Below are 13,433 nucleotides of genomic sequence, written 5' to 3'. Positions count from 1 at the left end.
CATGCGAGCTCGACGCCGCGGGTGGGTTCCCCGGCTGATGCTGGTGTTCCTGGCGACTGCCTGCGCCCACCCGCCTCCCGCGAGGCAGGCCGGGGACCGGCCCCTTCACGCCTGTGAGTCCCCCGGAGCGCTCTGCTGGGACTTCGAGGAAGGCCACCTCCCCGACGGCTGGACGCCCTACCGCGACGAGCTCAGCGGCAAGCTGCTCGTGGACGACACCCGCGCGTACCGGGGCCGGTATGCCCTGCATGCCCGTCAGCTCGTTGGCGGAACGGAGGGAAGCCAAGGGGGGCCCAAGAAGACGCTCCGCTTCGAGTTGCCCGCCCACTTCGGCCCGGTGCTGTGGGGCCGCGCCTACATCTACACGTCCCCCGCGCGCCCCATGTCGCACGCAGGCCTCTTCAATGCCCGCTACCCCAGGCCCGGCCAGACGGGCGGAGCCATGGACACGCTCGACTGGTACGAGGTCGCCACTTACCGGCAGCGATACATGTCCATCTGGCACCCACCCGAGCCGCCGGGCTTCCCCGAATGGGTGCAGGTGTCGGACACCCCGCTCGTGCTCGACGAATGGGCGTGTCTGGAATGGCTCTTCGACGGTGCCAATGGCACGCAACCGGAGGCCGCCGAGCCGCGCGTCTGGCTCAATGGCACCGAGCTCCAGTGGCCAGAGACATTCGTCTTCTCCGACCCGCCCACCCAGGAGCGGCCGGTGCGCGAGAAGGTCAGCGACTTCACCGTGCTCGAGGCCGGCGTGTTCCTCTACCAGGGGCTCTCCGTGCCCACCGACTGGTGGATGGACGAGCTCGCCGTGGGCCCGCGGCGCATCGGCTGCGAGTAAGCGCGCTGGACCTGGCCGGCTGAATGGGGCATGCGTGAGGCCCACCCGCCACCCGAGCCCCACCCGGCCCGGCCATCCCGCGAGAGGAGTCCATGCGAGCCTGCCCCTGCTGCAGGGAGGTGCTGACCGCCGGCATCCTGGGCCTGGGCGTCCGCCGCCTCGCGGGAAGCTGCGAGGTTTGCGGCGACACGGTCTGCCAGGTGTGCCTGAGCACGCAGGTCCTGGAGGCCGGTGACTTCCGGCAACGCCCGGTGGCGCCCGGCCACGAGAACCGGAAGGCCCGGGGCCGCGTCTGCCGCGCCTGCTGGTGGGAGCACCTGACGGAGCAAGGCATCAAGCCCCCGTTCCCCGCCCCGCCAGGACAGCGCGAGCGAGCCGCCCACGCGGCGAGGTCATCCTGCCAGCACCCGGACGTCACGCAGGCCATGGGCTTCTGCCCCGGCTGCGGCGACGAAGTCGAATGGAAGGCCGAGCACGGCAACCCCGTCTGCGTGGCGTGCGAGGCACCCTCGCACCCGCTCTTCAATCACTGCTGGGCATGTGGCGAGTCCTTCGACGAGGCCAACGCGCCCGAGCCCGTGGCCCAGGGCTACCGGATCGAGTTCGACTGCGACGCGGATGACTGCACCGGGAAGCTGGCGTGGCTGATGCCTTACTGCCCGTGGTGCGGAGAAACGAAGCACTGGGAGCCCGCGAGCGGCGGCGACCTGGAGTGCACGGAGTGCGAGCACCGCCTGGACCGCGCGTGGGCCCACTGCGTGCGGTGTGGCGAAGAGGCCCCCCTGCCAGACGACTGTCTCCGGTGCGGCCAGGACCTGGATGACGCTCCCTCCGCCGCGCGCTGTGAGTCGTGCCGCAACATCGTGTGTGGGGACTGCTTCGACACACGCGTGGTTCCCTCCGCATCCGGAGAGCCCCAGGAGCGGCTCCTGTGCACCACCTGCGGCGTGGGCTTCGACCGGCCCGCGCCTCCCGCCGAGCCCCCCGAAGAGGAGGAAGCAGCGGAGGCCGAGGAAGCCGACGACGCGGACGACACGCCAGACGTGGAGCCGGAACCGGAACCTCGCACCGAAGCGCCTCGCGCACCTGAACCGGAACCGGTGGCTTCTGCATGGGAGGTGCTGGGAATCACGCCCGGCACTCCGCTCGCGGATGCACGGCGAGCCTATTTGTCGCTGGTGGCCCAGTACCATCCGGACAAGGTCGCGCAGCTCGGCCCCAAACTGCAGGCCCTGGCGCAGGAGGAAACGCGCAGGCTCATCGAAGCTTGGGAGTACGTTCGCAGGAAAACTCCAGGCACAGGCAAAACTTAGTTTCCTGGAAACTCCAACCATGCTCCCGCCGACAACCTCGCGTTGAACGGCCATGACAGGAGCCATGGGATGAAGACGAACAGGATGACGTGGAGCACCGCGCTTGTGTCAGCGGCCATCGTGCTTGGTGCGTGTGGTGGAGCCATCGAGGACACGGAGACGCTCAATCCTGACGCGCTCGAAACCGAGACGTCCGAGCTGAACTCGCCCATCTATGACAGGGCGCGGGCCTTCGCCGCCGCCAATCCCAAGCGGGACGGAGGCACGTGGGACCAGTGGTGTGGTTCGTTGATGTGGCGCTTCGGCCAGTTGCCGGAGTCCTCGGCGCGGCCCTCCGCCATCGAGGCGTTCCGCGCATCACGCATCATCTCCATGGACCCGACCCAGGCGCCCACGGGTGCGTTTCACTGGTGGGACATTGGCGCGGACGGCCACGTCGGCGCGGACTTGAATGGCGGTGGCGGCACCGTGTTCATGGCCACGCGCAAGCTGGCGCAGTCCTGGGGTGATGCCATCGGCGTCAACAGCGTCCACGGCTATTCGGCCGCGACGGGCGCGCGCTACCTCGGCTGGTCCATGGACTACGCGGGCGGGCGCATCGCGGGCGGCGGCGCGCCTCCTCCGACAAGTGGCGGCCTGCCGCAGACGACCACGGAGTACGACGGCATCCCCGGCCCCATCTACTACAAGCGCATCCAGACGGTTGCCCGGCGCGACTACGGCTACACGGGGCCCATTGACGGCGTTACCGGGCCCAACACGGAGAAGGCCCGCGTGCGCATCACCGCGCGCGAGCTGAACCGCCGCGGCGGCCCCCGCACGTCCGCGCAGGAGGACGGCATCCCCGGGAAGGTCTATTGGACGCGCGTCCAGACGGTGGGCCGGAGCTTCGGCTATACGGGCCCCATCGACGGCATCCCCGGCCCCAACACGTACAAGGCCGAGCACAAGATTTGCGGCTACGCGGTGAACCGCGCGTTCTGACGCAGCGTACGCAATCCCCGGCGCGAGGCCGGACCGCCCCCGGTCCGGACCACGTACCGTCCAGGTTCAGGCGCGAGAGGACGGCTGCACGTCCGCGCCCCCCCGAATCTTGTCGGAGCGCTCCCGCAGCTCGCGCCACGAGTCCTCGTAGTCCTTCTTCAGCTTCGACCAGTTCTCGCCGTGGCTGCTCATCAACCGGCGCAGCGCGGACTCCGTGTCATGGAGCGAGCGACGGATGAACTGGAGTTCCTGCCGCGTGAGCCGTGAGTCCTCGGCCCGGGACTGCGTGGCGGACGCCTCCCAACCATCCACCTGCGCGCCAAGCGCTCGAAGCTCCGCCTCCCGCTTGCGCTCGTAGCCGGCACGGACGAGCGCCATCTTGGATTCCATCTCGATGACGGCCTGGTTGGTGTCGTCGTAGGACTTCCGGAGCTCGGCCTTGCCCTGGTCGAAGTTCTGCGTCTGCCGCTTGCTCAGCTCATCCAGCTTGATGCGGAACGTGTCGAAGACGCGGCGAATGCCGGACATGTCCTTGAGCTCGTCGCTAGCCTGGCGGACGTCTGCCTGCGCCTCCGTTTCGGCAATCCGGGCGTCGAGCCTCCGCTTCTCCGCATCCATCTGCTTCACGTAGGCCTCTTGCTCCGTCATGACGCGTGTCTCCTTCCGCGCGACCTTCCGGGCGCGGCGCTGTGCTGACGTCATGCATGAGGGCTCACCCCCATGGACGCACACACTGCGACGGACGAGGCCCAGGCGTCCGGATCCCCGGGCCAGCTGCGGACGGAGCGCACTCCCGGCGGCGAGCTGACTCCTCTTGAGTCCCCCCTACAGGCCTGAATCCCACATGGCATGTCAGGGCGAGACGCCAAGCTGCGTCAGGGGCGTCATGCCGAAGCTGAACCAGATCATCGCCGTCGAGAAGGGCGTCAAGAACCGCTCCCAGCAAGAGCTGACCCAGGCCCATCACGACCTCCAGAAGCCGCAGTTGCTCAGCGGCATCTCCCGCACGTATCAGCCCCGCGACGAGGAGGGTGAGCGCTTCCCCCCCGAATCCACCCGCGTGCAGGTACGAACGCAAGACGTCCTCAAGAAGACGCAAGAGATTCTCACCCGGCTCTTCGACGTCACCGCCACCAAGGACCTCACCAACTGTCACGCGAAGGCGGACGTGCGCGTGGATGGCCGGGTCCTGCTGAAGGGTGTTCCCGCCACCTATCTTCTCTTCCTCGAGAAGCAGCTCGTGGACCTTCACACCTTCGTGAAGAAGCTGCCCACACTGGACCCGTCGGAGTCGTGGGTTCCCGACCCGGCGCAGGGCCTGTGGGCCACCGAGCCCGTGCAGACGGCGAAGACGAAGAAGGTTCCCCGCAACCACGTGAAGTCCGAGGCCACCGAGAAGCACCCGGCCCAGGTGGAGGTCTATTACGAGGACATCGTCGTCGGTTACTGGAAGACGGTGAAGTTCTCGGGGGCGCTCCCCGCCACGCGCATGAATGACCTGCTGGAGCGCGTGGAGAAATTGCAGCAGGCCGTCAAGTTCGCCCGCGAAGAGGCGAACGCCGTCGAGGTGGAGGAAATGAAGGCCGGCGAGGCCCTCCTCGGCTACCTGTTCGGCTAGGCTCACGGCCGCAGACCTTTTGGAGTCCAGACTCAAACTCAGCAGCAGCCTCACGCCGAGCGTTCTCCGGCCGTCCCCAGTGCAGGTTCGAGCCCTGCCCCCGCCATTCAGCACCACCTGCGGCGGGGTAGCCCAATCACGGTAGAGGCAGGCGGCATCACGAGCGCGCGAAGCACCCCAAACTCAAATTCTCACTCCAGACTCAGCATTCGCTGTCGCAGGCCCGATCAACCGTTCCCGCCCCCTCCCTCGTGATGCTGGTGCAATTCCAGCCCGCCGCTCCATTTCCCCTTGCGCGGCGGTCGTTCAATCGCAGGACCCGAGGTCTCAACCGCAGGCAGGAACTTAAACGTGCGGGTCTCATCCATGGCAGCACCCCGAGCCCGGGCAGGAGGACACCCTGCTCGGGCTCACTCTTTTCCAGCGGCGCGGCGGGACTTGACGCGCCTGGGCGGGAGCGCTCGGATGCCCCCCATGAACCGGCTGCTGACCCGCGCTGAAGCGTCGAACTACACGCAAACGTCCCTTCACTCCGACGTGCTGGCCTTCGTGGACGAGCTCTGCCGCCGCACGAAGCTCGCCCGCAGGGTGGACTTCGGCCAGAGCGGCGAAGGCCAGCCCCTAGTGGCCCTGGTGGTGAGCGACCGCGGCTGCTTCACGCCCGAGCAGGCGCGCAAGCAGAAGAAGGTCGTGGTGATGGTGGAGGCCAACATCCACGCGGGCGAAGTCGAAGGCAAGGAGGCCCTGCTCGCGCTCGCGCGGGACCTCACGCTCACCCGGCTCGGGCAGACGCTGCTCGACAAGGTGTGCCTGGTGCTGGTGCCCAACTTCAACCCCGACGGCAACGACCGCATCAGCCCGAACAACCGGAAGCTCAACCTCAAGGACCTCGAGGGACAGGTGAACCCCGAGGGCGGCGTGGGCACCCGCTACACGGGCGAAGGCTGGAACCTCAACCGGGACAGCACGAAGCAGGAGGCCCCGGAGACGCGCGCCATGGCCGCGCTGCACCAGACCTGGTGGCCCCATGTCTTCATCGACTGCCACACCACGGACGGCAGCATCCACGCCTTCGACCTGACGTTCGACACGTCCCATTCGAACGAGCCGCTCTTCTCCAAGCTGCGCGCCTACAACCGGGGCATGTTGGAGCGCGTCGCCAAGGCCGTGCAGGGCCGCCATGGCTTCGACAGCTTCTGGTACGGCAACTACAAGGACGAAGGCGACCCGCGCTCGGGCTGGCACACGTACCCGGCGCTGCCGCGCTTTGGCAGCCACTACCGGGGCCTGCTCGGCCGGCTGGACGTGCTGCTGGAGACGTACAGCTACATCGACTTCCCGCGCCGCTGCGCGGTGATGCGCGCGTGGCTGCTGGAGCTCTTCCGCGACGCGGCCCGGAACGCCGCCACCTACCGCGCCATCACCGACGAGACGCAGGCGGACATCATCGCGCGGGGCAAATCTCCCGACGTGGAGGCGCTCGTCGGCATCAACTACGGCGTGGCCACGCGCGACGACAAGGGCGCCCTGGCCTTCGAGTACCCCGCATACGCACGGCCCGGGGACACGGCGAACATCCTCGCGTTCGACGAGGCGAGCATCGCCGCGCGGCGCTACCCCGGAAAGCGCAAGCGCACCTACGCGATGCCGCACCACCGGACCTTCGTTCCCACCCAGTCCGTGAGCACCCCCGAGGCCTATCTGGCCCCCCCGGAGCTCGCGTCACGGCTGGAGGGCCATGGCATCCAGTTCGAGCGGCTGCCGAAGTCCCGGCCGTTCACGGTGGACAGCTACCGCGTGGCCCGGCGCGAGGAGACGTTCAGCCCCGACGTGGCGGCGAATGTGCCGCCGCCCGGCGAGGCCGAGGTGCCGCTCAGCCAGAAGCCCAAGCCGGTGCGCTTCGAGACGGTCCTCACGGTGGCCCCCGAGCGCACCACGCACGAGTTCCCCGCGGGGACGCTCTACGTGCCCACGGCCCAGCGCGCCGGCACGCTCGCCGTGTACCTGCTGGAGCCCCACTCCGATGATGGCTTCTGCCGCTGGCAGTTCCTCGATGGCGCCATCACCACGGGTGAGCTGTACCCGGTGCACCGCGTGGTGGATTCCGCCACCGCGCCGAAGAAAGCGGAGTAGCCCCGCCGCCGGACCTGGCGGGCGGGGCCTTGCGGCAGGCGCTCAATAGCGCCGGCCGGAGGGGCGCCGGTCGTCGCGGACTTCCCGCCGGGTCTGGTTCAGCTCCCGCTCCGCCACCTGGATGAGCTCCAGGATGAGCGTGCGCTTGTAGCTCAAGGCCCCGGGCTGCCGCAGTCCCTCGATTTCGTCGAGCTCACGGGCAATGGCCTTCCGTGTCCGCAGCGCGGCGTGCTCGGCGCGCAGGTCGTTCCGCGCTTCGACTGCGGAGGCACGGCCCCACATGGCCGCCCGGGGACCGCCCCACTGAGCCACGCGCGCATCCCGCCGGGTCCGCCGCGACTGTGCCCTGTCCTTGGACAGCTCCCGCTCGCTCTCCGCCAGTTCGGCACGGAGGAGCTTGCGCAGGCTGACCTCCACGTTCGCCATCTGCCGTTCGCTCCGGCTGCTCCACGCGGCGTCGAAGCGGGACAGCAGCTTCCGCAGGTCCTCCAGGTCGCGGCGGTCATCGCGCAGCTCGCCCCGCTCCACGCGCGTGGGACGGGGGCCGTAACCCTGGGCCTGGGCACTGCCAGTGAGGAGAAGGGCTGCAACCAGCGCGGAAGCGATGCGGTTCATGGGGTGCGTCCTCGTGAGCTCAGGGCCCGCCGTCGTGTTCATGAGGACAGACGCGTGCACCGAGGCTCTATTCAGAACCCATCACCCCGCGGTGGGCCCGCGAACTGTGCCGTATCGAACGCATTTCCCGGCACCTCGTCTCATGTTGGGGATTCCGTTCGGGTGAACCCAAGCCCATCTTGTCGCTCCGCGACGCGCCGCAAGTGCGCGGCCCGAGACTCGGTTGTCGGCGGAGATGGAATCCCCCCCCTCCGGTGCCGCGTCCGAACAGCCCGGCAGTCCGCCCTGATGGGCCGACCTGTCCACCTACTCCTTGCGCAGCAGCACGAACTCCACGCGGCGGTTCAGCTCGCGCCCACGAGGCAACAGGTTCGGCGCCTTGGGCCGGGTGTCGCCCAGGCCCACGGTTTCGATGCGCGACGCGTCCAGTCCCGCGTCGACCAGGGCCTTGGCCACGGCTGCGGCGCGGGCTTCGGACAGCGTCTTGCGGGCGGCCGCCGCGGGGCGTTCGCGGTTGTCGGTGTGGCCTTCAATGCGGAGCCGGAGCTTCTCGTCCCGCACGAACATGTCCATCAGCAGGGCCAGTCCCGCGGTCGTTCCCTTGCGTGGCGCGGCCTGCTTCTCCGCGAAGCGCGGCATGCGCGGCAGCTCCACGACCTCATTCTTCAGGCGGACCTTCTGGGACTTCGACACCGGTGCCTTCGCCAGGGTGAAGGACACCGTGGGCACCGCCTCCCGGGAGAGCGTCACCTGTCGCGTCTGCGCCAGGTAGCCCTGGGACAGGACGTCCAGCCGGTACTCCCCGGGCGGCAACAGGACCTCCACCGGCTTGCGCGCCTTGCGGTCCACCATCACCCGCTGCGGCGCCCCGCTGACGGACTTCACGTACACGGTGGCCGCGGCGGGCCGCTTCCCCGCGAGCACCTTCAGCAGCAGCTTCGCGGGCGCCACCGGCCCCTGTTCCGGCGCCTCCACCGTCTTCACCGGCGCGGCCACCACGGGCGGCGACGGCGAGATGGGGGTCGTCACGGGGGGCGGGGGCGGCTTCGCGGGAGCCTGCGCCACCGCGGCCACGGGCGCACCCGCATCCGGCACGTCAGGAATGGCCACGTCCGCCATGGCGGCCGTCATCTCCGCCTTCACGTCATGGGACAGCTTCAGCTTCAGCCGGGGGTCCGGCGCGGTGGGGTTGATGGCGGGCAGCACCCGCACCCGCGCCCGCAGGCCGCGCTGCACCTGCACCGTCACCGACGCCGTCAGCTTCCAGAGGAAGCCGCTCTCCTCACTGAAGAGGTTCCAGGACTCGTTGGCGTAGGTGACGTGCGAGACGAGCGTGTAGGAGCCTTCCTCCACCGTGAGCACCGCGAGCCGGTGCAGCCCGGGGCCGTTGAGCTTGTCCAGGCCGGGGATGGCCAGGGGCTGGCCGTTGACGAGGAAGTCCGCCTCCACCAGCTTGTAGCCGCGCGACGTGCCCGCTCCGGGAAGGCCCTCGAAGGAGATGACGATCTCCGGCGGCGGCGTCTTCACCATCTCCTGGAGCTGACGGTCCAGGTCCTCGCGCGCCCGCTGCTCCACGGCGGACGGCTCCGCCGCGCGCGCGGAGGCGGCGAGCAGGGCCATGAAAACAAGAAGGGGAACTTGAACGGAGATGGCGGCCACGGGGGCTCACAGCATCGCACAACCTGGCGGCTCCGCGAGTTGTCCGCCACCCGGGCTGACGACCAGCCAACCCTCGCCCACCTTCCCTCCTCTATCCATGTATCAGGCTGTATCTGGAGTGAAGGGACTTGTAGCTCCCATGCTGGGAGGTTTTCTCGCGCCACGAGTTCCAGCTACCCACGAGGGCCGCATCAGCGCTACGCCTACGGGTATGACCGACTTCCAGTTCCAGGACATGCTGCCGCTGGGCAAGGACGAGACGCCATACCGGCTGCTCTCCAAGGACCACGTCTCCACCTTCGAAGCCGGCGGCCGCACCTTCCTCCAGGTCGCGCCCGAGGCGCTCACCCTGCTCACCCGCGAGGCCATGCGCGACATCGCGCACCTGCTGCGCCCCGGACACCTGAAGCAGCTCTCCCACATCCTCGAGGACCCCGAGGCGTCGTCCAACGACCGCTTCGTGGCGCTGGAGCTGCTGAAGAACGCCAACATCGCCGCCGGCGGCGTGCTGCCCTCCTGCCAGGACACGGGCACCGCCATCGTCATGGGCAAGAAGGGCCAGTACGTCATCACCGGCGGCAATGACGAGGAGGCCATCTCCCGCGGCGTGTTCGAGACGTACCAGACGTCGAACCTGCGCTACTCCCAGATGGCGCCGCTGGACATGTACAAAGAGGTCAACACCGGCAACAACCTGCCCGCGCAGATCGAGCTCTACGCGACGGACGGTGACGCCTACAAGTTCCTCTTCATGGCGAAGGGCGGCGGCTCCGCCAACAAGAGCTACCTGTTCCAGGAGACGAAGGCGCTGCTCAATCCGCAGAGCCTGCTGAACTTCGTGGACGCGAAGATCCGCTCGCTGGGCACCGCGGCCTGTCCGCCGTACCACCTGGCCATCGTCATTGGTGGCACCTCCGCCGAATACGCGCTGAAGACGGCCAAGTACGCCTCCGCGCGCTACCTGGATTCGCTCCCCACCGAGGGCAACAAGCTGGGCCGCGGCTTCCGCGACGTGGCGCTGGAGCAGGAGATCCTCAAGCTCACGCAGCGCACCGGCATTGGCGCGCAGTTCGGCGGCAAGTACTTCTGCCACGACGTGCGCGTCATCCGCCTGCCCCGCCACGGCGCGTCCTGCCCGGTGGCCATCGCGGTGTCGTGCTCGGCGGACCGGCAGATCCTGGGGAAGATCACCCAGGACGGCATCTTCCTGGAGCAGTTGGAGGCCGACCCGGCGAAGTACCTGCCGGAGACGACGGACGGGGAGCTGGGCGGCGAGGTGGTGAAGATCGACCTCAACCGCCCCATGAGCGAGATTCGCGCAGAGCTGTCGCGCTACCCCATCAAGACGCGCCTGTCGCTCAGCGGCCCCCTGGTGGTGGCGCGCGACATCGCCCACGCGAAGATCAAGGAGGTGCTGGACGCCGGCAACGGCATGCCCCAGTACCTCAAGGACTACATGGTCTACTACGCGGGCCCGGCGAAGACGCCGGAAGGCTATGCCTCGGGCTCCTTCGGCCCGACGACGGCCGGCCGCATGGACGCGTACGTGGACCAGTTCCAGGCCGCGGGCGGCAGCTTCGTGATGCTGGCCAAGGGCAACCGCTCCACCGCCGTCACCGAGGCCTGCAAGAAGCACGGTGGCTTCTACCTGGGCTCCATTGGCGGCCCGGCGGCGCGGCTGGCCAAGGACTGCATCACCAAGGTGGAGGTGCTCGAGTACGCCGAGCTGGGCATGGAGGCCGTCTGGAAGATTGAAGTGGTGGACTTCCCGGCCTTCATCGTCGTGGACGACAAGGGCAACGACTTCTTCGCCAACATCAACAAGCCGTCGGCGGCGAAGAAGGCCTGAACGGGAGCCACCCTCCCCTGACGCTCAGGGCCGAGGCGGCTCCCCGACCTTGGGAGCCGCCGTGGCGGAGGCGCGGCGCTTCGGGATGATGGAGCGCCGCGGCCCCTTGAGGGCCACGCCCAACAGCATGGTGGCTGGGAGCAGCATTCCCAGCCCCTGACTGAAGTTGTCAGGGGGCTTCACGATGGCCCCCAACACCAACACGGAGAACAGCAGGCCACAGACGAGCCGGACGGCGAGAGCGTTCACGCATCCAGCCTAAACAGCCCGTGGCCGCTGTCCACCGGCCCCATACCGCGGGGCTACCAGATCTTGACGCGCTGCTCGGGCGGCAGCCAGTTGGCGTCCCCCTCCTTCACGCCGAAGGCCTCGTAGAACTCCGGCATGTTCCGGACCACGCCGTTGACGCGGTACCGCGGCGGCGAGTGGGGGTCGGTCAGCAGCATCTGCCGCATGGCATCGTCCCGGTACAGGCCGCGCCAGATCTGCCCCCAGCCCAGGAAGAAGCGCTGGTCGCCGGAGAAGCCGTCGATGACGGGTGGCGTCTTGCCCTGGGTGGACAGCTTGTAGGCCTGGTACGCCACGGTGAGGCCGCTCAGGTCACCGATGTTCTCACCCAGCGTGAGCTTGCCGTTGACGTTCATGGCCTCCAGCGGGCTGAAGCCGTTGTACTGATTCACCAGCATGTTGGTGCGCTGCTCGAAGCCCGTCTTGTCCTCGGGCGTCCACCAGTCACGCAAGTTGCCGTCGCCGTCGGAGCGGCTGCCCTGGTCGTCGAAGCCGTGGCTGAACTCGTGGCCGATGACGCCGCCGATGGCGCCGTAGTTCGTCGCGTCGTCCGCCTCCGGGTCGAAGAACGGCGGCTGGAGGATGGCGGCCGGGAAGACAATCTCGTTCATCGTGGAGCTGTAGTAGGCATTCACCGTCTGCGGCGTCATGCCCCACTCCTCGCGGTCGATGGGCTTGCCCAGCTTGCCCACCGCACGCTGGTGATCGAACAGCTCGCCCCGGCGGACGTTGCCCACCAAATCACCGGCGACGATGTCCAACGACGAATAATCCCGCCACTTGTCCGGGTAGCCGATCTTCACGCCGAACTTCTCCAGCTTGGCCTGGGCCTGCGCCTTGGTGGCGGGGCTCATCCAGTCCAGTCCGTCAATGCCCTTGCGGAAGGCCTCGCGCAGGTTGGCCACCAGCTCCTGCATGCGCTTCTTGGAGTCGGGGCTGAAGTGGCGCTCCACATAGAGCTGGCCCACGGCCTCGCCGACGACCTCGTTCACCTGGGCCACGCCGCGCTTCCAACGCGGGCGGTTCTCCTCCAGGCCCTGGAGCGTCTTTCCGCGGAACTCGAAGTGCGCCTGATCGAAGGCGCTGCTGAGCAGCGGCGCGCGGGTGTCCAGCACCTTTAGCGCCAGGTACTGCTTGATGACCGGCAGCGGCGTGGACTTCAGCAACCCGCCCAGGGCCTCCAGGTAGTCCGGCTGACGGACGATGACGGAGGGCGTGGCCTCCGCACCGGACGCCTTGAGGAAGCGGCCCCAGGAGAAGCCCGGCGTCAGCGCGTCCAGCTCCGCGACCGTCTTGGGGTTGTACGTCTTCTCGCGGTCGCGGTTGCGTGCCCGGTCCCACTGCTTCGCGGCCAGCGCCGTCTCGAACGCCATCACGTCCTGGGCGGCCTTCTTCGCGTTCTTCTCACCGGCCAGCGTGAGCAGCTTCTCGATATAGGCCACGTACGCGGCGCGGACCTCGACGAAGCGCGGCTCCTGCTTGGTGTAGTAGTCCCGGTCCGGCAGGCCCAGGCCCAGCTGCGTGGCGTAGACGGTGTAACGCGTGGCCTGCTTCTGGTCCTGGCCCACGAAGATGCCGAACGGCACCGGCACGCCTTCGCGCAGCAGCGTCGCGAACAGCTCCGGCAGCGCGTCCGCGCGCTTCACGGCCTTCACGCGCTCCAGCTCGTCGCGCACCGGCTTCAGGCCCAGCGACTCGATGTGCTGGGTGTCCATGAAGCTGTTGTAGAGGTCACCCACCTTCTGCGCGGTGGAGCCCGGGTGGCGCTCCTTCGCCGTGGCGGACTCCTCGATGATGGCGCGCATGGCCAGCTCGGCCTTGTCCACCAACTCGATGATGGTGCCGTACCGGGCGCGGTCCGCGGGGATGGACGTCGTCTTCAGCCAGTTGCCGTTGACGAAGGTGTAGAAGTCGTCCTGCGGCCGGACATCGCGGTCCAGGTGCTTCAGCTCCACGCCCAGCGAACGCACGGCTTCCGTGGAAGCGGCCTGGGCGGCGGACACAGCCGGAGGGGGCGCGTCATCGGAGGGGGCCGGCTGCTGCGTGGTGGCACAGCCGGTGAGGAGCAGGGTGCCCAAGGCGCTGCGGGCCCAGGCACGGCGGGAGAAGGTCTTCAGGGGGCTCAATGCGGCT

11 protein-coding genes are annotated in these 13,433 nt (G+C 68.5%); 6 read left to right on the top strand and 5 right to left on the bottom strand.

What is annotated here, in order from left to right:
• The first annotated feature begins 1 nt into the window (after position 1).
• The 3 genes from OZ403_RS16140 to OZ403_RS16130 all read left to right on the top strand — a co-directional run bounded on the left by OZ403_RS16140 (position 2) and on the right by OZ403_RS16130 (position 3,138).
• The gene (locus OZ403_RS16140) at positions 2-841 is read left to right on the top strand and encodes a hypothetical protein (RefSeq protein ID WP_268784559.1); all 840 of its coding nucleotides are present in this window, start codon (positions 2-4) and stop codon (positions 839-841) included.
• Between the two features lie 92 nt (positions 842-933).
• Positions 934-2,154 carry a J domain-containing protein gene (locus tag OZ403_RS16135; RefSeq protein WP_268784558.1) on the top strand — a complete coding sequence of 407 codons (1,221 nt, stop codon included), beginning with the start codon at positions 934-936 and terminating at the stop codon, positions 2,152-2,154.
• Between the two features lie 69 nt (positions 2,155-2,223).
• Positions 2,224-3,138 (top strand): hypothetical protein, encoded by a 915-nt coding sequence (locus OZ403_RS16130; protein ID WP_268784557.1) that lies wholly within the window; start codon positions 2,224-2,226, stop codon positions 3,136-3,138.
• A gap of 66 nt (positions 3,139-3,204) precedes the next feature.
• Here OZ403_RS16130 and OZ403_RS16125 read toward each other — a convergent pair whose 3' ends face one another.
• On the bottom strand, positions 3,205-3,786 hold the full coding sequence (locus OZ403_RS16125; RefSeq protein ID WP_140798262.1) for a hypothetical protein: 582 nt from the start codon (positions 3,784-3,786) through the stop codon (positions 3,205-3,207).
• A gap of 238 nt (positions 3,787-4,024) precedes the next feature.
• Here OZ403_RS16125 and OZ403_RS16120 point away from each other — a divergent pair, with 238 nt between their 5' ends.
• Positions 4,025-4,756 (top strand): DUF7873 family protein, encoded by a 732-nt coding sequence (locus OZ403_RS16120; protein ID WP_026114162.1) that lies wholly within the window; start codon positions 4,025-4,027, stop codon positions 4,754-4,756.
• Between the two features lie 474 nt (positions 4,757-5,230).
• The gene (locus tag OZ403_RS16115; protein ID WP_140790897.1) at positions 5,231-6,889 is read left to right on the top strand and encodes a M14 family metallopeptidase; all 1,659 of its coding nucleotides are present in this window, start codon (positions 5,231-5,233) and stop codon (positions 6,887-6,889) included.
• Positions 6,890-6,931: 42 nt separating this feature from the next.
• On the opposite strand, the gene OZ403_RS16110 is transcribed toward OZ403_RS16115, so the two are convergent.
• Positions 6,932-7,504: a hypothetical protein gene (locus tag OZ403_RS16110; RefSeq protein WP_237078320.1), complete on the bottom strand. Its 573-nt coding sequence runs from the start codon at positions 7,502-7,504 to the stop codon at positions 6,932-6,934.
• 306 nt (positions 7,505-7,810) lie between these two features.
• Positions 7,811-9,124, bottom strand: coding sequence for an OmpA family protein (locus tag OZ403_RS16105; RefSeq protein ID WP_261344620.1), 1,314 nt, complete (start codon positions 9,122-9,124; stop codon positions 7,811-7,813).
• 250 nt (positions 9,125-9,374) lie between these two features.
• On the opposite strand from OZ403_RS16105, the gene OZ403_RS16100 reads away from it, so the two are divergent.
• Positions 9,375-11,012, top strand: a complete 1,638-nt coding sequence (locus OZ403_RS16100) for a fumarate hydratase (RefSeq protein ID WP_174258790.1) — start codon at positions 9,375-9,377, stop codon at positions 11,010-11,012.
• 24 nt (positions 11,013-11,036) lie between these two features.
• On the opposite strand, the gene OZ403_RS16095 is transcribed toward OZ403_RS16100, so the two are convergent.
• Together OZ403_RS16095 and OZ403_RS16090 are read right to left on the bottom strand one after the other, a co-directional pair.
• On the bottom strand, positions 11,037-11,261 hold the full coding sequence (locus OZ403_RS16095) for a hypothetical protein (RefSeq protein ID WP_140790891.1): 225 nt from the start codon (positions 11,259-11,261) through the stop codon (positions 11,037-11,039).
• A 53-nt stretch (positions 11,262-11,314) separates the two neighbouring features.
• Positions 11,315-13,426: a M13 family metallopeptidase gene (locus OZ403_RS16090; RefSeq protein ID WP_268784556.1), complete on the bottom strand. Its 2,112-nt coding sequence runs from the start codon at positions 13,424-13,426 to the stop codon at positions 11,315-11,317.
• Between the last annotated feature and the right edge of the window lie 7 nt (positions 13,427-13,433).

The organism is Myxococcus sp. NMCA1 (genome assembly GCF_026810205.1).
GTDB classification, from domain to species: domain Bacteria; phylum Myxococcota; class Myxococcia; order Myxococcales; family Myxococcaceae; genus Myxococcus; species Myxococcus xanthus_A.
The sequence above is the reverse complement of the archived record's forward strand: the minus strand, read 5'-3'. Positions and strand labels throughout refer to the sequence as shown.

Bases quoted from the DNA above. Each gene is read 5' to 3' on its own strand.
- OZ403_RS16105 (WP_261344620.1), bottom strand. From the start codon at position 9,124: ATGGCCCTGCTCGCCGCCTCCGCGCGCGCGGCGGAGCCGTCCGCCGTG.
- OZ403_RS16140 (WP_268784559.1), top strand. From the start codon at position 2: ATGCGAGCTCGACGCCGCGGGTGGGTTCCCCGGCTGATGCTGGTGTTC.
- OZ403_RS16125 (WP_140798262.1), bottom strand. From the start codon at position 3,786: ATGACGGAGCAAGAGGCCTACGTGAAGCAGATGGATGCGGAGAAGCGG.
- OZ403_RS16135 (WP_268784558.1), top strand. From the start codon at position 934: ATGCGAGCCTGCCCCTGCTGCAGGGAGGTGCTGACCGCCGGCATCCTG.
- OZ403_RS16100 (WP_174258790.1), top strand. From the start codon at position 9,375: ATGACCGACTTCCAGTTCCAGGACATGCTGCCGCTGGGCAAGGACGAG.
- OZ403_RS16120 (WP_026114162.1), top strand. From the start codon at position 4,025: ATGCCGAAGCTGAACCAGATCATCGCCGTCGAGAAGGGCGTCAAGAAC.
- OZ403_RS16115 (WP_140790897.1), top strand. From the start codon at position 5,231: ATGAACCGGCTGCTGACCCGCGCTGAAGCGTCGAACTACACGCAAACG.
- OZ403_RS16110 (WP_237078320.1), bottom strand. From the start codon at position 7,504: ATGAACCGCATCGCTTCCGCGCTGGTTGCAGCCCTTCTCCTCACTGGC.
- OZ403_RS16130 (WP_268784557.1), top strand. From the start codon at position 2,224: ATGAAGACGAACAGGATGACGTGGAGCACCGCGCTTGTGTCAGCGGCC.